23 protein-coding genes are annotated in these 22278 nt (G+C 64.3%); 13 read left to right on the forward strand and 10 right to left on the reverse strand.

What is annotated here, in order from left to right; all coding sequences use genetic code 11:
• Positions 1 to 31 precede the first annotated feature (31 nt).
• The 3 genes from gcvP to KBY85_RS06505 all read right to left on the reverse strand — a co-directional run bounded on the left by gcvP (position 32) and on the right by KBY85_RS06505 (position 4681).
• Positions 32 to 2956, reverse strand: coding sequence for an aminomethyl-transferring glycine dehydrogenase (gene gcvP, locus KBY85_RS06495; protein ID WP_254960701.1), 2925 nt, complete (start codon positions 2954 to 2956; stop codon positions 32 to 34).
• Entirely contained in the window at positions 2956 to 3345 is a 390-nt protein-coding gene (gene gcvH / locus KBY85_RS06500) for a glycine cleavage system protein GcvH (RefSeq protein WP_254960702.1), read from the reverse strand. Before gcvH ends, gcvP begins: the two co-directional genes overlap by 1 nt.
• Before the next feature lie 67 nt (positions 3346 to 3412).
• Entirely contained in the window at positions 3413 to 4681 is a 1269-nt protein-coding gene (locus tag KBY85_RS06505; protein WP_254960704.1) for an aminotransferase class I/II-fold pyridoxal phosphate-dependent enzyme, read from the reverse strand.
• A 130-nt stretch (positions 4682 to 4811) separates the two neighbouring features.
• Between KBY85_RS06505 and KBY85_RS06510 the strand changes: the two genes are divergently transcribed.
• Positions 4812 to 5717, forward strand: coding sequence for a fatty acid desaturase (locus KBY85_RS06510; RefSeq protein ID WP_254960741.1), 906 nt, complete (start codon positions 4812 to 4814; stop codon positions 5715 to 5717).
• On the opposite strand, the gene KBY85_RS06515 is transcribed toward KBY85_RS06510, so the two are convergent.
• Positions 5702 to 6511: a hypothetical protein gene (locus KBY85_RS06515; protein ID WP_254960706.1), complete on the reverse strand. Its 810-nt coding sequence runs from the start codon at positions 6509 to 6511 to the stop codon at positions 5702 to 5704. The genes KBY85_RS06510 and KBY85_RS06515 overlap by 16 nt on opposite strands.
• 55 nt (positions 6512 to 6566) lie before the next feature.
• Here KBY85_RS06515 and KBY85_RS06520 point away from each other — a divergent pair, with 55 nt between their 5' ends.
• The 7 genes from KBY85_RS06520 (at position 6567) to KBY85_RS06550 (ending at position 14144) form a co-directional block, all read left to right on the forward strand.
• Entirely contained in the window at positions 6567 to 7538 is a 972-nt protein-coding gene (locus KBY85_RS06520) for a fatty acid desaturase (RefSeq protein WP_254960708.1), read from the forward strand.
• Between the two features lie 64 nt (positions 7539 to 7602).
• Positions 7603 to 8061 carry a 50S ribosomal protein L9 gene (gene rplI / locus KBY85_RS06525; protein WP_254960710.1) on the forward strand — a complete coding sequence of 153 codons (459 nt, stop codon included), beginning with the start codon at positions 7603 to 7605 and terminating at the stop codon, positions 8059 to 8061.
• Positions 8062 to 8193: 132 nt separating this feature from the next.
• Complete coding sequence (dnaB, locus tag KBY85_RS06530; protein ID WP_254960712.1) at positions 8194 to 9588, forward strand: replicative DNA helicase; 1395 nt, start codon at positions 8194 to 8196, stop codon at positions 9586 to 9588.
• 33 nt (positions 9589 to 9621) lie between these two features.
• Positions 9622 to 10371, forward strand: a complete 750-nt coding sequence (locus tag KBY85_RS06535; protein ID WP_254960714.1) for a hypothetical protein — start codon at positions 9622 to 9624, stop codon at positions 10369 to 10371.
• Between the two features lie 29 nt (positions 10372 to 10400).
• On the forward strand, positions 10401 to 12371 hold the full coding sequence (mnmG, locus tag KBY85_RS06540; protein WP_254960716.1) for a tRNA uridine-5-carboxymethylaminomethyl(34) synthesis enzyme MnmG: 1971 nt from the start codon (positions 10401 to 10403) through the stop codon (positions 12369 to 12371).
• A 10-nt stretch (positions 12372 to 12381) separates the two neighbouring features.
• Positions 12382 to 13248 (forward strand): hypothetical protein, encoded by an 867-nt coding sequence (locus KBY85_RS06545; RefSeq protein ID WP_254960717.1) that lies wholly within the window; start codon positions 12382 to 12384, stop codon positions 13246 to 13248.
• A 17-nt stretch (positions 13249 to 13265) separates the two neighbouring features.
• On the forward strand, positions 13266 to 14144 hold the full coding sequence (locus KBY85_RS06550; RefSeq protein WP_254960719.1) for a glycosyltransferase family 2 protein: 879 nt from the start codon (positions 13266 to 13268) through the stop codon (positions 14142 to 14144).
• On the opposite strand, the gene KBY85_RS06555 is transcribed toward KBY85_RS06550, so the two are convergent.
• Positions 14123 to 15190 carry a glycosyltransferase family 4 protein gene (locus tag KBY85_RS06555; protein WP_254960721.1) on the reverse strand — a complete coding sequence of 356 codons (1068 nt, stop codon included), beginning with the start codon at positions 15188 to 15190 and terminating at the stop codon, positions 14123 to 14125. The two genes, KBY85_RS06550 and KBY85_RS06555, sit on opposite strands and share 22 nt — an antisense overlap.
• A 99-nt stretch (positions 15191 to 15289) precedes the next feature.
• Between KBY85_RS06555 and KBY85_RS06560 the strand changes: the two genes are divergently transcribed.
• Both KBY85_RS06560 and KBY85_RS06565 read left to right on the forward strand, forming a co-directional pair.
• The gene (locus tag KBY85_RS06560) at positions 15290 to 15880 is read left to right on the forward strand and encodes a chorismate lyase (protein ID WP_396121820.1); all 591 of its coding nucleotides are present in this window, start codon (positions 15290 to 15292) and stop codon (positions 15878 to 15880) included.
• Between the two features lie 84 nt (positions 15881 to 15964).
• Positions 15965 to 16441 carry a hypothetical protein gene (locus KBY85_RS06565; RefSeq protein WP_254960722.1) on the forward strand — a complete coding sequence of 159 codons (477 nt, stop codon included), beginning with the start codon at positions 15965 to 15967 and terminating at the stop codon, positions 16439 to 16441.
• Here KBY85_RS06565 and KBY85_RS06570 read toward each other — a convergent pair.
• The 3 genes from KBY85_RS06570 to KBY85_RS06580 form a co-directional block, all read right to left on the reverse strand.
• A complete protein-coding gene (locus KBY85_RS06570) occupies positions 16381 to 16902 on the reverse strand; it encodes a DUF1269 domain-containing protein (RefSeq protein ID WP_254960723.1) in 522 nt (173 codons plus the stop codon). The genes KBY85_RS06565 and KBY85_RS06570 overlap by 61 nt on opposite strands.
• Before the next feature lie 49 nt (positions 16903 to 16951).
• The gene (locus KBY85_RS06575; RefSeq protein WP_254960724.1) at positions 16952 to 17446 is read right to left on the reverse strand and encodes a hypothetical protein; all 495 of its coding nucleotides are present in this window, start codon (positions 17444 to 17446) and stop codon (positions 16952 to 16954) included.
• A gap of 140 nt (positions 17447 to 17586) precedes the next feature.
• Positions 17587 to 18132: a SprT family zinc-dependent metalloprotease gene (locus KBY85_RS06580; RefSeq protein ID WP_254960726.1), complete on the reverse strand. Its 546-nt coding sequence runs from the start codon at positions 18130 to 18132 to the stop codon at positions 17587 to 17589.
• Positions 18133 to 18243: 111 nt separating this feature from the next.
• Between KBY85_RS06580 and KBY85_RS06585 the strand changes: the two genes are divergently transcribed.
• A complete protein-coding gene (locus tag KBY85_RS06585) occupies positions 18244 to 18666 on the forward strand; it encodes a hypothetical protein (protein WP_254942972.1) in 423 nt (140 codons plus the stop codon).
• Positions 18667 to 18676: 10 nt separating this feature from the next.
• Positions 18677 to 20719 carry an NAD-dependent DNA ligase LigA gene (ligA, locus tag KBY85_RS06590; RefSeq protein WP_254960728.1) on the forward strand — a complete coding sequence of 681 codons (2043 nt, stop codon included), beginning with the start codon at positions 18677 to 18679 and terminating at the stop codon, positions 20717 to 20719.
• Here the strand turns inward: ligA and KBY85_RS06595 are convergent.
• Both KBY85_RS06595 and KBY85_RS06600 read right to left on the reverse strand, forming a co-directional pair.
• The gene (locus KBY85_RS06595) at positions 20716 to 21309 is read right to left on the reverse strand and encodes a TerB family tellurite resistance protein (protein ID WP_254960729.1); all 594 of its coding nucleotides are present in this window, start codon (positions 21307 to 21309) and stop codon (positions 20716 to 20718) included. The genes ligA and KBY85_RS06595 overlap by 4 nt on opposite strands.
• Before the next feature lie 179 nt (positions 21310 to 21488).
• Positions 21489 to 21866, reverse strand: coding sequence for a hypothetical protein (locus tag KBY85_RS06600; protein ID WP_254960731.1), 378 nt, complete (start codon positions 21864 to 21866; stop codon positions 21489 to 21491).
• A gap of 80 nt (positions 21867 to 21946) precedes the next feature.
• On the opposite strand from KBY85_RS06600, the gene KBY85_RS06605 reads away from it, so the two are divergent.
• Positions 21947 to 22105 carry a hypothetical protein gene (locus KBY85_RS06605; RefSeq protein WP_254960732.1) on the forward strand — a complete coding sequence of 53 codons (159 nt, stop codon included), beginning with the start codon at positions 21947 to 21949 and terminating at the stop codon, positions 22103 to 22105.
• Positions 22106 to 22278 lie beyond the last annotated feature (173 nt).

Below are 22278 nucleotides of genomic sequence, written 5' to 3' on the forward strand. Positions count from 1 at the left end.
TCAAGCCCGCACAGTGTGCGCCATGACGGCACTAATGAACAGTGGCAGCTGGCACCACTTGGGCCAGTTCCTGCTCTGCCAGCTCCGGCCCTGCCAGCTCCTCCATGCTCGGGCAGGTGCACACCAGGTTGCGATCGCCGTAGGCGTTGTCGATCCGGGCCACCGCCGGCCAAAACTTCGCTAGGCGCTGATCCTCACCAGCCGGAAATGCAGCCTGCTGGCGGGTATAGGGCCGATCCCAGTGATCAGCAGTTACCGCAGCCAGGGTGTGGGGAGCTCGCTTGAGGGGGTTGTTGAGGGGATCGGCGCTGCCGGCCTCCAGCGCCGTGGCCTCCTGGCGGATCGCCACCATGGCCGCGCAGAAGCGGTCGAGCTCAGCGAGCGACTCGCTTTCCGTGGGTTCCACCATCACCGTGCCCGCCACTGGCCAGCTCACCGTGGGGGCATGGAAGCCGTAGTCCATCAGGCGCTTGGCCAGGTCATCGACCTCCAGGCCGCAGCTGCGCTTGAGCGGCCGCAGATCGAGGATGCACTCATGGGCCACGCGCCCGCCAGCGCCCCGGTAGAGCACGGGAAAATGGGGCTCCAGGCGCTCGGCCAGCAGGTTGGCGGCCAGCAGGGCCACCTGGCTGGCCTGGCGCAGGCCCGCACCGCCCATCATGCGGATATACATCCAGCTGATTGCCAGAATCGAAGCACTGCCCAGGGGTGCCGCAGCCACGGGCCCCACCCCTCCGCACCCAACCCCTACGGCACCCGGCAAGAAGGGCAGTAGGTGGGATGCCACCGCAATCGGGCCCACGCCGGGGCCGCCGCCGCCGTGGGGAATGCAGAAGGTCTTGTGCAGGTTGAGGTGGCAGACATCGGCGCCATAGAGACCCGGCTTGCACAGGCCCACCTGGGCGTTGAGGTTGGCGCCATCGAGGTACACCTGGCCGCCGCGGGCGTGCACCAGCTCGCAGATACGGCGAATAGCCGGCTCAAACACGCCGTGGGTGGAGGGATAGGTGACCATCAGCGCCGCCAGCTGCTCGGCGTGGGCAGCGGCCTTGGCCTCCAGGTCGGTGAGATCAATGTTGCCAGCCTCATCGCAGGCCACCGCCACCACCTGCAGGCCGGCCATCACGGCGCTGGCTGGGTTTGTGCCGTGGGCACTAGTGGGAATCAAGCAAACGGTGCGATGGGCGTCCCCTTGGCTGCGGTGCCAGGCCCGGATCGCCAGCAAGCCGGCATATTCCCCCTGGGAGCCGGCATTGGGCTGCAGCGACACACCGGCAAAACCGGTGATCAGCGCCAGCCAGCGCTCCAGATCCGCCGCCAGAAGCTGGTATCCGGCGGCCTGCTCAGCCGGGGCGAAGGGGTGCAGCTGGCTGAAGGCCGGCCAGCTCACCGGCGCCAGCTCGGCGGCGGCATTGAGCTTCATGGTGCAGCTACCCAGCGGGATCATCCCGTGCACCAGCGATAAATCCTTAGCTGAAAGGCGCTGGATGTAGCGCAAAAGCTCGGTTTCACTGCGGTAGCGATGGAAGACGCTCTGCCGCAACCAAGGCTGCTGGCGCAGGGGCATGGCCGGGCCAGCAGGCGGGCTTTTGCCCAGCTCCCGCCAGGGCTCAGCGCACCCAGCCAGCGCCCGCAGCAGCCGCTCCAGCTCCTCGGCGCTGCTCAGCTCATCAAGGCTGATGCCAACGCCATCTTCTGCCTGGTGCAGGTTGAAGCCAGCCGCCAGGGCAGCCGCCACCAGCACCTTGGCCTGATCCGGCGGCAGGGGCAACCACACCGTGTCAAAACCCTGGCCCGGCAACACCGGCAGAGCGAGGGCCTCCAAGCCAGCCACAAGGGCCGCGCGCAGGCTGAGCAAGCGCCGGGCGATCGCCTCCAGGCCATCGGGGCCATGGTGCACCGCATAAAAGCCAGCCATCACTGCCAGCAGCACCTGAGCGGTGCAGATGTTGCTGGTGGCCTTGTCGCGGCGGATGTGTTGTTCGCGGGTCTGCAGGGCCAGGCGCAGGGCGGGCTGGCCTGCCGCATCCAGCGAGCGCCCCACCAGGCGGCCGGGGATCTGGCGCTTGAACTGCTCGCCCGTGGCAAAAAAAGCGGCATGGGGACCACCAAAACCCAGCGGCACCCCCAGGCGCTGGGCGCTACCGACGGCGATATCAGCGCCGAGGTGGCCCACCGGCTCCAGCAGCACCTGGGCCAGGGGATCGATCGCCACAGCCGTGATCACCCCGGCCTGGCGGGCGCTAGACAGCAGCTCGCTGGGATCCCAGAGCCGGCCCTGGCGGCCAGGCAGCTGGATCAGCAAACCAAAAGCATCCGCTGGCAGGGTGGCCCCAGCCAGCGACTCGGCTGCCACCAGCTCGAGCTGGATACCCAGGGGCTCGGCCCGGGTTTGCAGCACCGCCAGGGTCTGGGGGAACACGGCCCGATCCACCAGAAAGCGGCCGGCCCCGGGGCGCTTGCAGACAGCGCTAGCCATGGCCATGGCCTCAGCGGCGGCGGTGGCCTCATCTAATAAGGAGGCATTGGCGATCGGCAGGCCGGTGAGCTCGCTGATCAGGGTCTGAAAATTCAGCAGGGCCTCAAGCCGGCCCTGGGAAATTTCGGCCTGATAGGGGGTGTAGGCGGTGTACCAGGCGGGGTTTTCAAACACCTGGCGCTGGATCAGCGCCGGCGTGGCGGTGCCGTAGTAGCCCTGGCCGATCAAGCTGCGTTGCAGCTGGTTGGCCGCAGCGATCTCGGCAAGTTCAGCCAGGGCCTGGGACTCACTGCAGGGCTCGGGCAAACCCGCAGCCGAGGCCGCCGGATCTAGCAGCAAATCGGCGGGCACCACCTGGGCGGCCAGGGCCTCGAGGCTGGACGCTCCGAGTTCCGCCAACATCCGCTGCTGCTCAGCGGCGCTCGGACCGATATGGCGCCCAATAAAGGAAAGGACTGGTGAGTCCGCAGTGCCCATCAGGCGCCCTGCACCTTGGCGGAGTAGGTGGCCGCATCCAGCAGTCCAGCGAGCTGGGCCGGATCAGCTGGCTGGAGCACCAGCAGCCAACCCTCGCCGTAGGGATCGTTCTGCAGCTCCTCCGGGCTGGCGAGCACCGCCTCATTGCGGGCCAGCACCACACCGCTCACCGGCGCCAGCAGATCTTCCACCGCCTTCACCGATTCAACGCTGCCAAAACTGGCGCCCTGAACAAGGCTGGCGCCCACTGCGGGCAGCTCCACAAACACGATGTCGCCGAGCTGGTCGACGGCGAAGGCACTCAGGCCCAGCCGCAGCCTCTCGCCCTCAGGGCGTACGTATTCGTGGCTATCGGCGTAGCGGCAATCACCTGGGATGGGGAGCGCCATCACGCAGCAGCAAGGTGGCGCCATTCTGTCGGCCCTGGAGTGATAAGCAGCGGCGAGATCTGCGTAATCAGACCTGGTGACCTGCTTGCGCCAGTGCCACCAGAGCCCGCTCCAGGGCGATCTGGGCATGGGCGCGGTGGGTGCCGCCCTGGGCAAACAGCACGTAGGGCTCCCGCAGCGGCGCATCGGCGGAAAACTCGCTGGTGCTGCCGTCGATGAAGGTGCCGCCCGCCATCACCAGGGCACTGGCGTAGCCGGGCATCGGCGCCGGCACCGGATCGAGGTAAGCGCCCACCGGTGATGCGGCCTGGAAGGCGCGGCAAACGGTTTTGAGCCGCTCGGGATCGCCGAGCCGCACCGCCTGGATTACGTCGCTGCGGGGGGCACCGGGCAGGGGCTGCACCGCGTAGCCCAGATCCGAGAAGACCGCCGCCACCAGCTCGCTGCAGATCAGGGCCTCAGCCACCATCTGGGGAGCCAGGAAAAGTCCCTGGGCCAACAGGCGGTTGAGGTCGAAGCTGGTGCCCCCCTCGCCGCCGATGCCCGGCGCCGTTAGCCGGCAGCAGGCCTGCTCCACCAACTCAGCCCGGCCGGCCACGTAGCCGCCGGTGGGGGCGATGGTGCCGCCGAGATTTTTGATCAAGGAGCCGGCAATCAGATCGGCCCCCACCGCCGTGGGCTCCTGGGCCTCCACCAGCTCGCCGTAGCAGTTGTCGACAAACACCACGCAGCCGGGCTGGAGCGCTTTCACCCGCTCGCAGAGCAGGCCAATCTGGGCCACCGACAGGGACGGCCGCCAGCTGTAGCCGCAACTGCGCTGGATCAGCACCATGCGGGTAGGCATAGCCAGGGCGTCCTCCAGGCCGTCGAAATCGACACTGCCGGCGGCGGTGAGCGCCAGCTCGGCGTAGGCGATGCCGAATTCCGCCAGGGAGCCCTGGCCGCTGCCGCGGATGCCAATCACCTCTTCGAGGGTGTCGTAGGGGCGACCAGTGAGGGCGAGCAGGCGGTCGCCGGGGCGCAGCACACCAAATAACGCCGCTGCTATGGCGTGGGTACCACTGACAAATTGCAGGCGCACGGCCGCCGCCTCGGCCTGCAGCACCCGGGCAAACACCCGATCCAGCAGCTCCCGGCCCTGATCGCCATGGCCGTAGCCGCTCACCGAAGCGAAGTGCTGGCTGCCGAGTCGCTCGGCGGCGAAAGCCTCGAGCACCCTGGCCAGCCGCGGCTGCACCTGGCTGGTGTGGTGGGCGGCGGCAGCGGCGGTTGAGGCCACTGCAGCGGCCACCCGCTCGGCGGCCCGACGGGCCAAGGCCTCCGCTGCATCCGCCATCTGCCTAGCCCTCAGGGAGTCCCATGTTGCCGGGCGACGCCTAGCTAGATTTGCGCCGCTGCCCAGGCGTGAATCGGGCGAGCACCACCCGGAGAGTTCCTTGGTAGTCAGCACCGATTCGGCCCAAGTTTTGGCTGCGGCCACACCCAGCGCGCTTGAGGATCAGCGCATCCGCGCTGCCGTATCCGAAAGGCGCCAACCCCTGCCGGGCCGCCAGCGCAAGTTCAAGGGGGGCACCACCAGCTTCATGTTGGCGATGCACGTGGGGGCGGTGTTTGCCCTGCTGCCGCGCTTCTGGAGCTGGCAGGCAGTGGTGGTGCTGGCGGTGCTCTATTGGACCACCGTGCTGGGGGTGACCCTGGGGCTGCACCGGATGCTGACCCACCGCAGCTTCAGTGCCCCGCTGTGGCTGGAGCATCTCCTAGTGCTGATGGGAGCCCTGGCCTGCCAGAGCGGCCCGATCGAATGGGTGGGACTGCACCGCCACCACCACAAGTATTCCGACCAACCCAACGACCACCACGACGCGGCCCGGGGCCTGTGGTGGGCCCACAGCGACTGGATGCTGCACGAAATCCCGGCCCTGCAACACGTGGGCCGGCTCACCGGCGACCTGCAGCGCGACCCCTTCTACCGCTGGCTGGATCGCTGGTTTCTGCTGCTGCAGCTGCCGCTCGGCGCCGCTCTCTATTGGTATGGCGAGCTGGCCGGCGCCCATGGCGGCGGCTTAGGCCTGGTGCTCTGGGCGATCCCCCTGCGCCTGGTGATCGTCTATCACGTCACCTGGCTGGTGAATTCCGCCACCCACTTCTGCGGCTACCGCAACTTCAATTCCCCCGACCTTTCGCGCAATTGCTGGTGGGTGGCAATCTTGAGCTTCGGCGAGGGCTGGCACAACAACCACCACGCCTTCCCCCACTCAGCGCGCCACGGCCTGCGCTGGTTTGAGTTCGACATCACCTGGCAGCACATCAAGCTGCTGCGCAAGCTTGGCTGGGCCAAGCGAGTGAGGGAAGCGAGCTACAACCCCTCCTGAGGGCTGGCTGGAGGAGCCTGGAGCTGCTGCCTAATTGCAGCTGCTAAATCCAGTTTTGCCATGGCGCCGGTGGCCGTTAAGCCCATGGCTTTGGCCTGCTGGCGCAGCAGCTCAAGAAACTGATCCGGCTCCAGCTCCGCCTCGCCCGTCGCCCCCAGCCGAGCCAGGGTGCGGCGCAGATCAGGGAGTTCGCTGTCGAGCTCAGCTGCCGAAAAATCGCGCTGACCCGCCATCACCTCGGCAAACCGCTCCCGCCGCTGCCGCTTCTCGACCGGATAGGCAGCCAGCACCGGCTCGCGGCACAAACGCCAGGGCCGCCCCGCCGTGAACAACTGGGCCAGGGCCGCACTCAAGGGCACCGCCTCGGCCGCATCGATACGCAGATCAAAGGCCACCGGCGGCTGGCGCAGACCCACAAACACCTCGAGCAGTTCGCCGGGTCCCAGCACCGGAGCGCCCTCGTCCTGCACGGGCAGGGCAGAGGTTTCCAGGGCCGCTACCAGCTCGGGGCTGTCGGCCAGGCGCTGGCGCAGGCCGTCGCCCAGGCTGCCGCCACGCACCTCGCGGGCCAGCAGCTGATTGATACGACCAAGGGCCAGGAACACCTCCGGGCCGGGGGAGGCCAGCTTGCCGTTGCGCAGCATCGAGAGCTGGGAGTTGTGGACCCGGCCCAGATCGAGGGCCTCAGCCAGGGCCGGCAACACCCGGTGCGACCAGCCGTTGCGCTCATGCCACACCTTGATCAGATGGGCAAAAGCGACCCGGCCCGATAGGAGATCTTCCCGGTACCCCACGCGATATGGATCCGTATTGCTACCATTCTACCGATCAGTACGGAGTCGGTCCGTTATGGCCGCACCAGTTAGTCCCAGCGCACCAGCCACCCAGCGCCTTGCCACCCGCAAGCCCGCCTTCATCAACCAAGGCGTCAGCGGCGAGCGCCGCGCCGAGGCCCTGCACCGGCCGCGCCATGGCAAGGCCGCTAGCGCCAAGGGGTCGAAAACCACCCCCTGGGTCACCATCGGCTTCATGGCCGTCATCCATGTGCTGGCGCTGGTTGCCCTGCTGCCCCAGTTCTGGAGCGTGCCCGCCGTGGCCAGCTTCCTGGTGCTCTATTGGGTCACAGCCTGCCTGGGCGTGACGATTGGCTACCACCGCATGCTCAGCCACCGCGCCTTCCGGGTGCCCCAGTGGCTGGAGCGTTTCTTCGCCACCTGCGGCGCCCTCAGCTGCCAGCACGGCCCCATCGATTGGGTGGGCCTGCACCGCCACCACCACAAGTTTTCCGATACGGAAGTGGATCACCACACCAGCCTCAAGGGCTTCTGGTGGAGCCACATGGCCTGGATGCTCCAGGCCATCCCCGCCATGGCTGCCGTGCCCCGGCTCACCGGCGATATCGCCAAAGATCCCTATTACCGCTGGTTGAACACCAATTTCCTGTTGCTGCAGGCGCCCCTAGCCGCCCTGCTGTTTTGGATCGGCACCGCCACGGGCGCTGGTGGCTGGGCCCTGGTGCTCTGGGGCATCCCCCTGCGCCTTGTCGTTGTGTACCACTGCACCTGGCTGGTGAATTCGGCCACCCACCTTTGGGGCAGCGTTGCCCACGACAGCGGTGATGGCTCCAAGAACAACTGGTGGGTCGCGGCGCTCACCTTCGGCGAGGGCTGGCACAACAACCACCACGCCTTCCCCCACTCAGCGCGCCACGGCTTTGGCCCCCAAATCGATCTCACCTGGCAGCACATCCGCCTGATGCGCTTCCTGGGGCTGGCCAAGCACGTACGCCTGCCCGCAGCTGCTGAGCCTCAGCGGACCTGAGGCCTGATCACCCCCTGATTTAGGGTGTTGGATCAGGTCTTGATCAATCTCCTACTTATTTGCCATGGCTAAGCGCGTTCAAGTCGTCCTCAACGCAGACGTTCTCAGCCTGGGCAAGAACGGTGATCTGGTGGAGGTAGCCCCCGGCTACGCCCGCAACTTCCTGGTTCCCACCGGCAAGGCCCAGCCCGTGACTGCAGCTGTGCTGCGCCAGGTGGAAGCGCGCCGCGCTAAGGAGGCGGAGCGCCAGGCCGCCCTCAAGGCTGAGGCGATCGCCTTCCGCACCGCCCTCGACACGATCGGCCGCTTCACGGTCAAGAAGCAAACCGGCGGCGACGACGTGCTGTTTGGCACCGTCACCAACGGTGACGTGGCCGAAGCGATCGAAGCTGCCACCAAGAAAGAAGTGGATCGCCGCAACATCACGGTGCCCGAAATCCACCGCACCGGCTCCTACAAGGTGCAGGTGAAGCTCCACCCCGAAGTCACCGCCGAGCTCAACCTGGAAGTCGCCAGCTTCTGAAGCCCAGCCCCCGGTTGAAACCCCAGGGATAGGGCAGCTTGTGTGTTGAACCCCCACCGGTAGGGCCCGTGGGGTGGCCAAATTGCGCCGCCGCGCTCAAGATTGCCCTCCTGGCTAAGCGCCCCCAAGATCATGGTGAGCGTTCCCCTCAACCAATCCAGCAGCCGCGAATCCCGTTCAGACGGGCGCTCGGAAGCCCGTTTTGAGGCCCTGCCCGATTCGGTGCCGCCCCAGAACCTGGAGGCAGAAGAGGCCGTGTTAGGCGGCATCCTGCTCGACCCAGACGCCATCGGCCGCATCGCCGACGTGCTGCAGGCAGAGGCCTTTTATCTCGGCGCCCACCGCGAGATCTACCGCACCGCTGTGATGTTGCACAGCCAGGGCAAACCCACCGACCTCACGGCGATGTGCGCCTGGTTGGCGGACACCGGTGCCCTGGAGAAGGTGGGCGGTCAGGGCCGGCTGGTGGAGCTGGTGGAGCGCATCACCTCAACGGCCTCGATCGACCAGGTGGCTCGCCTGGTGATGGACAAGTTTCTGCGGCGCCAGTTAATCCGCTCCGGCAATGAGGTGATTGCCCTGGGCTTTGATCAGAGCAAGCCGATGGAGCAGGTGCTCGATGAGGCCGAGCAAAAGATCTTCGCGATCAGCCAGGAGAAGCCCAGCACAGGCCTCACCCCCACCGCCGAGATCCTCACCAGCACCTTCAACGAGATCGAGAGCCGCTCGCTGGGCACCGCCGTGGCCGGCATCCCCTGCAACTTCTACGACCTCGATGCCATCACCCAGGGCCTGCAGCGCAGCGACCTGATCATCGTGGCCGGCCGGCCGGCGATGGGCAAAACCTCCATCGTGCTCAACATCGCCAAAAACGTCGCCCAGCTGCACCAGCTGCCGGTGTGTGTGTTCTCCCTGGAGATGAGCAAGGAGCAGCTCACCTACCGCCTGCTGTCGATGGAGGTGGGCATCGAAAGCGGCCGGCTGCGCACCGGCCGGCTGCAGCAGGAGGAGTGGCCTCTGCTGGGCCAGGGCATCAATAGCCTGGGCCAGCTGCCCCTTTTCCTCGACGACAAACCCAATTCAGGCGTGCTGGAGATGCGCTCCCTCTGCCGCCGGCTCATGGCCGAAACCGGCAAGGAGCTGGGCCTGATCGTGATCGACTACCTGCAGCTGATGGAGGGCTCCACCCCCGACAACCGGGTGCAGGAGCTAAGCCGCATCACCCGGGGCCTCAAGGGCATGGCCCGAGAGCTCAACGTGCCGGTGATCGCCCTATCCCAGCTGAGCCGCGGCGTCGAATCGCGCACCAACAAGCGGCCGATGCTCAGTGACCTGCGCGAATCGGGCTCAATCGAGCAGGACGCTGACTTGGTGCTGATGATCTACCGCGAAGAGTACTACAACCCGGAAACCGCAGACCGGGGCATCACCGAAGTGATCGTCACCAAGCACCGCAACGGGCCGGTGGGCACGGTCAAATTGTTATTTGAGCCTCAGTTCACCCGTTTCAGGAATCTGGCTGCATAAGCGGTGCCACCTACGCAAGGCCTCCTAAAAGTAGTGACGGTGCAAACCGGCGATCGCTACCCCGATCTCTGGGTGAGCCGGCTGGCGGCAATGGTGGCCCGGCAGCTGGGCGAACCCCATCGCTTCATCGTCTACACCGACAGGCCCGAACCGGGTCGGTTTGGCCCGCCGCTCGCAAGCCATCAGCAACTAGAGCAACAAGACCTACATGAAGGCAGCCTGCGGGGCTACTTCAGCAAGCTGCGCCTGTTTGATCAGGCCCTCACGGGTAGCGATCCTTTCCTGTTTCTCGACTCCACACTGGTGATCAGGGCCGACCTCGCCCCCCTGGTGGAGCTCGGCCGCAACGCAAGCGCCAGCTTGATGGGCGTGCGCGACTGGAACTACCCGATCCTCAATTCCTCGGTGCTCTGGTGCCGTCCCGACGCCCACATCCAGGCGGTGTGGCAGTGCTGGCAGGAGGGTCGCTACGCCGGAGCACATTTTGCTGGAGACCAGAACTTCATCTTCCGTGTCTTCCAGGAGCTGGCGCCGGCAGCTCTTGCCTACTGGCCTGCGGAGCTGGTGCGCTCCTACAGGGCCCTGCGCAAGCTCGCCAGCCGCGATGCCGCCGCTGCCCAAAGCCAGCTGGAAGCCTGCACCATCCTCAAATTCCACGGCCGGCCCAAGCCCGAGGAAGTGCTGCACCCCTGGCGCCATCCCCGGCGCACGATCCTGCGCCATCCACTCCAGCCCAATCTCTGGGGCTATCTCGCCGGCGAGATCCGCAACCACTGGTACTGAAAAGGCAGGCTTGCCTCTTAAATAAACAAATGCCGTTCAGCACCCCAGCCACCCAGACGTGCGTCGAGCCCCCCACCGAGCACTTCGACTTGATCGTGGTGGGCGGCGGCCACGCCGGCTGTGAGGCCGCCATCACCGCCGCTCGGCTAGGGCTAAACACGGCCCTGTTTTCACTCAACCTCGATCGCATCGCCTGGCAGCCCTGCAACCCGGCGGTGGGCGGTCCGGCCAAGAGCCAGCTGGTGCATGAGGTGGATGCCCTCGGAGGGGTGATCGGCCGGCTGGCCGATGCCACAGCCCTGCAGAAGCGGGTGCTCAATTCCAGCCGCGGCCCCGCTGTGTGGGCCCTGCGCGCCCAAACCGACAAGCGCCAGTACGCCCGCCAGATGCTGCAGCTGCTGCAGCACACACCAAACCTGGCCCTGCGCGAAGCGATGGTGACCGGGCTGGTGGTGGTGGGCACCCCCGGCGAGGACGCCCGCATCAGCGGCATCAGCACCTACTTCGGCAGCAGCTACGGCGCCGCCGCCGTAATCCTCACCACCGGCACCTTCCTGGGCGGGCAGATCTGGGTGGGCAACCAGTCGATGAGCGCCGGCCGGGCAGGAGAGCAGGCGGCCGTTGGCCTCAGCGAAGCCCTCGAGGCGCTGGGCTTCCAGATGGGCCGGCTCAAAACCGGCACCCCAGCCCGGGTAGACCGGCGCAGCATCGCCCTCGACCAACTCGAAGAGCAGCCAAGCGATGCCGTAGATCGCTTCTTCTCCTTTGATCCTGCCTCCTGGGTGAGCGGCGAGCAGATGAGCTGCCACATGACCCGCACCACGGCCGCCACCCACCAGCTGATCCGCGACAACCTGCACCTGACGCCGATCTACGGCGGCTTCATCGACAGCAAGGGGCCCCGCTACTGCCCCTCAATAGAAGACAAAATCGTGCGCTTCGCCGAGAAGGAAAGCCACCAGATCTTTCTCGAACCCGAGGGCCGCGACACGCCTGAGATCTACGTGCAGGGCTTCTCCACCGGCCTGCCGGAGCGGCTGCAGCTCGAACTGCTGCGCACCCTGCCGGGCCTGGAGCAATGCGTGATGCTGCGGCCCGCCTACGCCGTGGACTACGACTACCTGCCCGCTACCCAGCTCAAGCCGTCGCTGGAAACCAAGCGGGTAGCCGGGCTGTTTTGCGCCGGCCAGCTCAACGGCACCACCGGCTACGAGGAAGCCGCGGCCCAGGGCCTGGTGGCTGGCCTCAACGCCGCCCGCCTGGTGCGGGACCAAGAGCCTGTGCACTTCCCCAGAGAGGGCAGCTACATCGGCACCATGATCGATGACCTGATCAGCAAGGATCTGCGCGAGCCCTACCGCGTACTTACCAGCCGCAGTGAATACCGGCTGGTGCTGCGAGGCGACAACGCCGACCGACGCCTCACCCCCCTAGGGCGGGAGCTGGGCCTGATCGACGAGCGGCGCTGGGCCATCTACAACGCCAAACAACAAGCCATCAGCGCCGAAAAACAGCGCCTGGAATCGGTGCGCCTCAAGGGCAGCGACCCGGCTGCCGCCGCCGTGGAGGCCCAGACCCAAGCCCCCATCAAGGGATCAATAACCTTGGCCGACCTGCTGCGCCGCTCCGGCTTCCACAGCAGCGATCTGGTGCGCCTAGGCCTGGCGCCGGTGGAGTTGCCAAGCGACGTGCGTGAGGGCGCTGAGATCGACATCAAATACAGCGGCTACCTGGCCCGCCAGCAGCAGCAGATCGACCAGGTGAAAAAGCAGGAGCACCGAGCCTTACCAGCAGACGTGGATTACGCCACCATTACCACCCTTTCAAAGGAAGCCCGCGAAAAACTCAACTCAATCCAACCCCTCAGCCTGGGCCAGGCCGCGCGCATCCCCGGGGTTAGTCCTGCCGACGTCACGGCCCTGCTGCTTTGGCTTGAGCTACGCAAACGCCAATACTCGTCAAGTCAGAAAAGGGCCGTTAATCTTGAGCCCACTAGATAAGGCACAGCAGGTGAGTCCGGTACGAGGCATACCTACCTCCCGGGCCTACTGGGAGCTCAAGGCAGAGCAGGTGCTCAATCGGGTGTTCGAGCCAGAAAAGCCAATTGAGGTGGAGGTTTGCGTCACACCCGCAGCATTTTCAAATGCCGGCAGCATCCCCGTAGAGCTGCATGATCTGCAGCCAGCCCCAGCCAAACAACCAACTTCCAAACCAAAGCAGGCCTCCGCAAATCACCGCCAGCCCAGCCTGCTACTGGCAGGAGCCAGTGTGACGGTGATGGTGGTGGCAGGAATGGCCCTGGCCGTGTTCGGCCTCTGGAACCAGAGCCAGCAGGCCATCCGCCAGGAGCGCAATATGCTGCTGATCGAGCGGCTGCGCACCATGGGGCCCGGCACAACCCCAGCCCAAGCAAACGAGCCCGCCCAGGCAGCCAGCGCCGTTGGGGCAGGGGGAGACGGAGAGCTGCCCCCACCGCCTCCAGGCGAACCCTGGATGGAAGAGCTAGCAACCCTGCCAGCCAGCAGCGCCCCAGCAGCCGACGTACTCAAAGTGCCCATCAACAGCCGCCTCACCAGTCCGGCTCCCGCTGCCACCGGCTCTGCCAGCACCCCTGGAGGCAGCGCCTCGAGTGGTGCTGGTAATAGTGGGGGTGGCAATAGTGGCGGTGGTGGCAACGCTCCCCAGCTCGTGGGCGTGGTGCAGGTGCCCGGGCAAAGCGGCTCAGCAATCTTTCAATTGGGCAGTAGCTCTACCAGCGCCGCCGTGGGCGAGAGCATCGGCAGCAGCGGCTGGCGATTGCGCTCAGCCAGTGGTGATACGGCGGTCATTGAGAAGGGCGGCGAGCAGCGCCGCATCAGCATCAGCAGCGGCTTTTGAGCCCAACTCAATCTGCCTTGAATCGAACAAGCGTTATCAGCGTTTGCTTCAACAGTTCGGCAGTAATTGAATCACTGCTTCGCACAATACCGACAAATACAACCATTATCTTAGTAGACAATGGATCTGGAGATGTAGAAATTATCCAAGACTTGGCAAAGACATATAATGCTCAATTAATTAGCAATACAGGCAACTCAGGCTTCGGCAGCGCCTGCAATCAGGGAGCAAGTCTCTGCAATAGCGAATTTGTCTTCTTTATTAATCCAGACAGCATACTGGAGCCCTCAACAATCGCACTGCTGGAATCGGCGGCAGACACCCACCCAAAAGCCTCCTGCTTTAACCCTCGCATCCTTAATGGCCACGGCAAAGATTCATTTAAACGGCGCAGCTGCCTTCTAAAAGCGGAGCAAATTATGCCCCGTGGCACGCCTCTAGAAGCAAGCGAGGTTCCCATACTCTCCGGCGCTGCACTCTTTGCTAGAAAAGAAGCTTTTGATCGCATTGGCGGATTTGATAATAATATTTTTTTGTATCACGAAGACGACGACATTAGCATAAGATTTCGCAAGCAAACGGGCCAAGCTTGGATTATCCCCGAAGCACGAGTTGTGCACCTAAGCGGTCATTCAAGCGGCCGCTCAGCCGCAACGACAGCCCTAAAGGCTTGGCACATGGGACGATCACTTGTTTATACGACTACCAAGCACCATATCAACCACGCTTATCGCAAAGCGCTTTTTTCAGCCTTGAAGCAGTTTTTATCGCCCGTAACAATCTTAAGCAAGCGGAAATTCTGGAAACATCGAGCATTTCTGCAGGGAGTTCTCAGCGCTCGCAAAGACCAAGGCACCTCAAGTCTGCCATGCCCCTATGACATCAAGCGTCCATAAAGAGCATTAATCTTGTGGGCCTCACGCTCTAGCGAATACTGCTCAACCATGCGCTGGCGTCCGTGCTTTCCCATGCGCCACAACAAATCAGGGTCAGCAAGTAGTCTTCTCAATACTATTATCAGTGAATCAGTTGATCCAGTCTCGAAGGATGAGCCCACCTCGTCATCCACAACCTGTGGCCAGATTCCTGCACCGGAAACCAATACTGCACGACCACAGGCCATAGCCTCTAAGGGGGTAAGACCAAAACCCTCAGTGCGAGATGCCGCCACACACAGAAGAATGCGGCGATAGCAGGCCAATACTTGTTCGCGATTGAGGTCACCCAAAAAAACAATGCGCTCGCTTAGACCGGCCGCACTAATTTTTTTCTGCATAATCTCAAAGAAGGCCATATCCTTGGCTTGACATAAACCCGTAAATACAGCCCCAAAATCAGGAAACTCTGGAAGCACCTTAATTAAAGCTTCTACCAATAGATCCGTACCCTTACTTGGCCTGAGCCGACCAAAAGCGCCAACCCAATACAAACCCTGCAATTTAGAAGGGACCACAACCCCTGACAAATCAACAGGCTGACGAAGGGTCGCCAGGCAGTCACCATCGAGAGGGGAGTAGTGGTCAACATCTACTCCATGATAAATGACTTCAGCCGGATAATCAAGGTAAGCTGCCGAACGTTCAGAAGTGGCAATAACGGCATCACAATTCCGCAGCAACGTAGCTAGGAACCTGCCAGGCGGCTTTGGGGCTGCGGAAGTAAAAAGGATTTTCCAAGGCTGTTTTAATAGTTTTTTTAGTACAATTCCGCAAGCTATTTCAATATCTCGCCGGGCATGCCAAACCCGGCAGCGGCCCCGAGATGGTCGCGACCATCCCTGTCTCAACAGCTGTCCCCACCGCACTTGAGCAGGCAAACCCAGCCCGCCCCAATCAAGCAAGCCAATAGATAAATCCTGGCGCTGCAGGGGCACCAGTGCACGCACCGTCGCCGACACCCCTGTGTAACGGCGGTGCAGGTTGGTAACGACTACATCCGGCAATGCAACCGGTCGCTCGGTCGAGCCCAATCCCACTACCAAGACATGAGTACCTAGCCTAATCAACACAGGTCATGAGTCATTCTCATAACAGCGAATCACCTGCAAACCTCGCCGGAGCCGATTTGGCAGCTCAACCTCAGCGATGGCAGCACCGCCGCTGGCGATGGTCTACTGAGCGGCCCCTGGCGCCTGCTGCTACTGGGTGACGGCAGCCCCACCCGGCACCTGGAGTCGCTCACCGGCAAGCCGGTGGAGATCGAGCTGATCGCCATGGCGCCAGAGCCAGCCGGCCCCGGTGCCGGCGCGCCTCCGCCCCCGGAAATCGTGGAGCTCGATGGTCCCCTGCTGCGTCGCCAGGTGTGGCTGCGCTGCGGCGACAAAACCCTGGCCTGGGCAGAGAGCTGGTGGAATCAAAGCCAGGCCGACGCCTACCTGCAGCAGCGGGAGCTGCCGATCTGGCGCAGCCTGACGGCCAAACGGGCTGAACTGTTCCGCGAGGTGGATGGCCTGGCCCTAGTTGCTGCTCCCTGGCTGGAGCAGCGCTTTGGCCTGGCAGGCCCCTTCTGGAGTCGCCACTACCGCTTCTTCCGCGGGGGAAAGGAGCTCACCGTGATTCGGGAGGTGTTCTCGCCAGCCCTTGAGCACTGGCTGGGCCCAGCCAAGCTTTGTCACGATTTACAAACTCAGTAACGGCTTACAGCAATTCGAGGTTGACGGATTGACGCGCCTAGTGCTGTGTCCAGCATGGGGCCACTTGCGCCGGGGAGCCTGGCCATGACTACAAGCCTCTGGTTGAGCCTCACCGACCTCGGCCGCATCTACGGCATATCCGCCGTGCATTGCGGCCGGCTACTCAGCGATGCCGGCCTGCGCCATCAGAACGGTGCCCCCACCAGTACGGCCCTGCAACAGGGCCTGGCCTATCAACACCATCCCCATGCCACCTGCCCCAACGCCGTTTGGAACGGGGAAGGCTGCGCAACCCTGCTGCAGGAGCAAGGTCTGCGGCCCATGGCCGAGCGCAACCTGATCGAGCAGTGGGCAGACCTGCTCAGCGCCCTGGAGCAGGGGTCCCCCTCGATCAACACCTCCGCCGAGGAAATAGCCAGCGACCTACCTGCAAACCTGGTGACTCAGGTGAATCAGGAGCTGCGCCAGCGGGGCTGCAACTTTCAGGTCAGCCCGCAGGATCAACCCAAACGCAGGGCTTCTGCTTGCAGGCGCGCCCGCTCCAGCAGCTCCCGCAACTGATCCTCGTCGGTATGGCTGAGGTTGCTGCGTAGCAGCTTGGCGTGGGGAGCATGGGCGCGCAGGCGCTCAATCACCCGATCTGGCGTGGCTTCCCGCACCAGCAGGCACAGGGCCGCGCTACCGCGGGGCAGGGTCTCGCCCAGCTCGCGCATGAAGCCATCGTTGATGCCGATATCGGAAAGGGAGCCCGAGGCTGCGCCCACGCCCGCTCCCACGGCAGCACCCAGCAGGGGATTGAGAAACAGCAGGCCCACCAAGGTGCCCCAAAAGCCACCGCCTAGGGCGCCAGCAGCGGTGAGATTGATCGCCTGACGCAGGTGCACCTGGCCCTCGCTGTCGAGCTCCACAACCACCGCATCCTCTAGGGCAATCAGCTGCTCACGCTGAATGTCCACCAGCTCGCGCCGCACCTGCTCGGCTTCTTCCGCCTTCGGAAAGCCAACCACCACAAGGCTGCCCATCTTTTAAGTGCATTTGAGTCCAACCTAACCAGCTTGGCGGAGCGGGCCCTCAGCCACCAGCTCGGCGCCTGGTGGAGCGGGGCATGGCCCGGCCCATGAGCTGGGATTGAGATGGGGGTTGGGATTGGGGCGCAGTAGACGGCTGCCGCTGCCAACGGGGCAGGGCGAAAGAATCATCTTCGGGCCATTCTTCCGGCTCCCTTTGTTGCGGCTCCCTTTCTTGGCTGGGCTGGCCCTGGGGCGGCTCGGCGCTGCGGCGAGAAATGGCATCAAGGCGGCGGCGCGGCCGGGCCTGGGAGCTGGGCTCAGGGCGAGCCTCCTGCCAGGGCTCGCGCCAGTCGTCCTCGTCTTCCAGGATCCAATCGAGCTTGTTTTCCACCCAACGACCCAGGCCATCGAGCCGGGGCATTCCGGCGGGGCCGGCGGGCCGGCGGCCTTCGCCCCGGTTGCCGCTGCGGGAGCCGGGACGGGCACCGGACACCCCATCTACCAGCTGGCGGCCCGCACTCACCAGGCGCTCTAGGTCTTTCCAAGATTCAGGCATGGCCCCAGGCTAAGGATCCAGCTAGCGACGACGACCCGCCAGCCAGCGCTCCCTGCCCATCCCCACCAAGGCAATGGTGAGACCTCCGAATTCCAGGGTCCAGAGGAAAACGCCCATGGCAGTGCCGTGCTGCCGGGACCTTAGGCCGCCTGCTCAAATCTCAACAGACAACTGGCGTGCCAGCGGCCGCCGTGGAGCCGGTCGCAACAGAAGCGGCAGGCCAAACCCTGCACCCGGCGGCGGTAGGGGGCGCTGACACCGCAATTGGGGCAAGAGGCCAGCCAGCGGGGCGCCCTGGTGCTGGAGGGCAAGGGGTAGCGGTGGCGGATGCTCACCTTGAAGCCAGCCTGGGCGGCGTTGATGGCGGCCATACGGGCTCGGAAGTGGGGGCCATGGGCCTCCTCGACACCCACCACCCGATCAACCCAGGCGTGGATCATTTCGTGGCAGAGAGTGCTGAGGGTGGCTTCCTGCGGCAGGGGATCGAGCAGGGGCCGCGACAGCACGATTTCGCACAGGGGGCGCCCATCGGGATGGCGTCCGCGCCGGTAGAGCCCGGCGGTGCGGCGCATGCGGCCGTCGCTCCAGCGCAGATCCACTAACCGCTGACCAGCCGGCGCCAGGCTGCCTTCAAACCATTCCCGGTCGAGCCGGTGAAACAGCGGCAGCAGAGGCTCAAGGGGCATGCCGCCAAGGAACGCAGGGGCTGGGCGCATTGTGCCGAGCCCAGGCGCCAGGTCTCAAGATGCAAGGCCGTCGGTCAGACTCTGCACCTCTCAAGCGCAGCTGGAATCGAGATGGATTGGGGTATCGCCCGCGAGATCGGCACCAAGGCCCTAGCGGCCGGCGCAGGCTCCCTGCTGCTCTTCTGGACCGTGAACGCCGTGAAGCTGGTGCTCAGCGCCCGCGGCATCAACCCACTGATCAAGCAGTTTTTCACCCAGGTGGCCAGCGGCCAGGTGGACGGCGCCTACATGCTCACCACCAAGAACTACCGCTCCCACGTCAACCGGCAGCAGTTCATCCGCTTTCTGGCAGGACTGCAGCTCAACAAATACCGCAACCTGAAATCCGGCCGGCCCCGGCTTGATGAAGGCCAGCTGATCCTCACGGTGAAGCTCAAAAGCGAGGGCAAAGACGAGCTGCCCCTCGACTTCACCTTCGTCAAAATCGAAGAGCAGTGGCGGGTAGATCGGATCACCAAGCTCGCAGCGGCCTGATTCAGTAGCCGTGAGCTCCGCTCCCCCCAACCAGGCCCGCGCCGGCGAACTGAGGCAGCTGCTGCAAAGAGCCGCCCACGCCTACTACGTGCTGGATGCTCCAGAAATGGAGGATTCGGTCTACGACCGGCTCTACAGAGAGCTGCTGGAGCTGGAAGCAGCCCACCCGGAGCTGATCACCCCAGACAGCCCTAGCCAGCGGGTGGGGGGCGCTCCGGCTGAGGGGTTCAGCAGCGTGGAGCACCGCATCGGCCTGCTCAGCCTCGACAACGCCTTCACCCCAAGCGATTTAGACGCCTGGTATAGCCGGCTGCTCAAGGTGCTCGACCGCACGGGCGATCTCGCCATGGTGGGGGAGCTGAAGATCGACGGCAACGCCCTGGCCCTCAGCTACGAGCAGGGGCTGTTGGTGCAGGCCGCGACCCGGGGCGAAGGCGAGCGGGGCGAACAGATCACCGGCAACGTGCGCACCATCGCCTCGGTGCCGCTACGGCTGCAGCTCGAGAACCCACCTGCCTGGGTGGAGGTGCGCGGCGAAGCCCTAATCCCCGATGAAACCTTTGCTGCCATCAACGCCGAGCGGGCTGCCCGCGGCGAGACCCTGTTTGCCAACCCCCGCAACGCCTGCGCCGGCACCCTGCGCCAGCTGGATCCAAAAGTGGTGGCGGCGCGGCGGCTGGATTTCTTCGCCTACACCCTGCACCTGCCTAAAGACACGCCCCAGGGTCCCAGCAGCCAGTGGCAAAGCCTGCAATGGCTGCAGGCCGCAGGCTTCAAGGTGAACCCCAATGCCGAGCTGCTGCCGAATCTGGCGGCGGTGCAAGCCTTCTTCAGCGCCTGGGACACGGGCCGCCGCGCCCTGCCTTACGCCACCGACGGCGTGGTGGTGAAGCTCAACGACCTGCGCCTCCAGGACGCCGCCGGCTTCACCCAAAAGGCGCCTCGCTGGGCGATCGCCCTGAAATACGCCGCCGAGGAGGCGCCGAGCATCTTGCTGCGGCTGGCCTGCCAGGTGGGGCGCACCGGGGTGGTAACTCCCGTGGCCGAATTTGAGCCGGTGCCCCTGGCCGGCACCACCGTGAGCCGAGCCACCCTGCACAACGCCGATCGCCTGGCCGAGCTGGATCTGCACGCCGGCGACACGATCGTGGTGCGCAAGGCCGGCGAGATCATCCCCGAGGTGGTGCGGGTTCTGAGCGAGCTGCGCCCAGCGGGAGCCGTGAGGCTGGAGCTGCCCCAGGTATGCCCCGAGTGCGGCTCGGAGCTGGTGCGGGAGCAAGGCGAAGCGGCCACCCACTGCGTCAATTCCAGCTGCCCGGCGATCCTGCGCGGCGCCCTGCGCCACTGGGTGAGCAAGGGGGCCCTGGATGTGGATGGCCTGGGAGCCAAGCTGATCGAGCAGCTGGTGGATCGGGGTCTGGTGGGCTCAATCGCCGACCTCTATGGCCTCGATGCGGCCCTGCTGGCCAGCCTGGAGCGGATGGGAACCAAGAGCGCCGACAACCTGGTGGCTGCCCTGGCGGCATCCAAACAGCAAGCGTGGCACCGCCAGCTCTACGGCCTGGGCATCCACCACGTGGGCGAGGTCAACGCCAAAGCCCTGGCCAAGGCCTTCCCTAGTGCTGCTGATCTGGCAACCGCCACGGCCAGCACACCCGAGTCGATCACCGCCGTGTTCGGCATTGGCGGTGAAATAGCCCAATCGCTGCAGCAGTGGTTTGCCACTCCTGCAAACCAGCTGCTGCTGCGGGCGCTGGAGCAGCTGGGCTTCCCGCTGGCAGCCGGGCCCGAGGAGCCTGGAGCTATTTCCGAAACGTCCCTAACCGGGCAGACTTTTGTGCTCACAGGCAGCCTGCCAACTATGAGCCGCAGCGCCGCCCAGGCCCTGATCGAGGCGGCCGGCGGCAAGGTGAGCGGCTCGGTGAGCAAGAAAACCAGCTTCGTAGTGGCCGGCGAGGAAGCGGGTAGCAAACTAAGCAAGGCCGAGAGCTTGGGGGTGGCGGTGCTGGATGAAGCTGGACTGCTGGAGCTGCTTAAGGCTGGATCTGGTTAAGGCTGGAGCAAAGCGATCACCTCAGCCATGGATCCCTCCTCATCGCCATCGAGGGTTTCCTTCACCTCAATGAGCTGCCTGCATAACTGCACGATCTGACTTTTTAGCGAAGCTTCCAGCAACGCAAGCCGTTGTATTGCCAGCCTGAAATCATCGCGATTTGGCACAGGCTTCCAGGCCAGATCATGGGCGATCTCATCAACTTGCAAGGCTCCACCTGTAAATCGGCCCGCCAGGTAGTGGGCAATTAATTCCTTTTCGCGCCGCTGCAAAACCCCATCGGCACGCCCCACATATAAAAGAACAGCCAATTCATCTTGGTGGCTTTGATAGAGGCGCTCAAGCTGTCCCTGCTGACTAGCAGCATGGCTGGCCTCAAGAAAGGCGGGCAGATCATCGATCCGCTGGCCACTCTCCAAATCCAGACAGCCCTGCAGAGACTGGCTATTGAACTCCAGGAATCGCTTCAGTAGCTGACAGTGGGCGCCGAGAATTGCCTGATCTCCCTGCTTGCTGAGGCGATAGCGCTTAACGCGGATCTCGCCCCTCAAAGTTGTGCCATCCACCTGCAGGTGATCAACCTCCAGCAAAAGGTTGATCGGTCGATCCGGCTGCCATTGCCCTAAATCGAATGAAGTTGGCGCAGCAAAAGTTTTCTCAGCTGGGGGTTGCCCGCCTCGGGGCCGGCGGAGTGAACTCCGAGCACCCTGTAGCCACAAAAGCAAGTCGATGGCCCTAGCCCCAAGCAGGAAAAGGTTATCGGCAAAGATTAGGGATCAGAAATCGCTTCGGCGGGCCGCAACGCATCGCCGCCACAGCGAACGCAAAAGCGGTGCTGGCCCGTTTGGCGGCAACCGCACTTGCCGCATACCTGCTGCACAGGCGCCACATTGCGCCCGTCGGCAACCCCATCGCGCAAATCAAGCTCGGTCACCTTCTCCAGCAGCTGGGCTTCGCTCAGCAGTCCTCCAGCCGCCAAGCATTGCCTCATCGCCTCAACGATCAGGGCAAGGCGCTGCATGCGCTCCTCCACCCCCACTAGATAGGCAGTGAGGACCTCCGGCGAGCCGCTCTGACTTAGATCCGGGGGCTGGGGGGCTCGATCGATAGCCAGCCAATCCCAGGCGCTGGGTTGCGGGGGTTCCATCAACTGTGAGTGCTCTACCCACTTAAGGCGACCAAGCGATCCACAGCTCCCGTAAGGGGCACGCCCGGCAAGATGGACCCATGGAACATCCCCAGCCGCAGGCCTACCGCTGGATCAAAACGGAGTGCGGCCGCGCCAAATACGCCGAGCTGGCTGCACGTCAAGGGACGCTGGCAAAGCTGCGGCTGGCTTGGTTTGTGTTGATCGCAGCGGTGCGGGATTGGCGGCTAACAACGTGAACTCGCCCCGGAGTTAAGAGATAGCCAAGAAGGTAAAGGCTTGCTTAAAGCCCTACGCCTAAAGCGGATGCAAAGACTCAGCGCATGTATTGCCCAATACGAGATGAGGTATGGCGCCAAACTTCAGGCCCCTAATAAACAAACTGATAACCACCCCTTAACTCCCTGCGGGG

This window comes from Cyanobium sp. BA5m-10 (assembly GCF_024346255.1).
GTDB classification, from domain to species: Bacteria; Cyanobacteriota; Cyanobacteriia; order PCC-6307; family Cyanobiaceae; genus Cyanobium_A; species Cyanobium_A usitatum.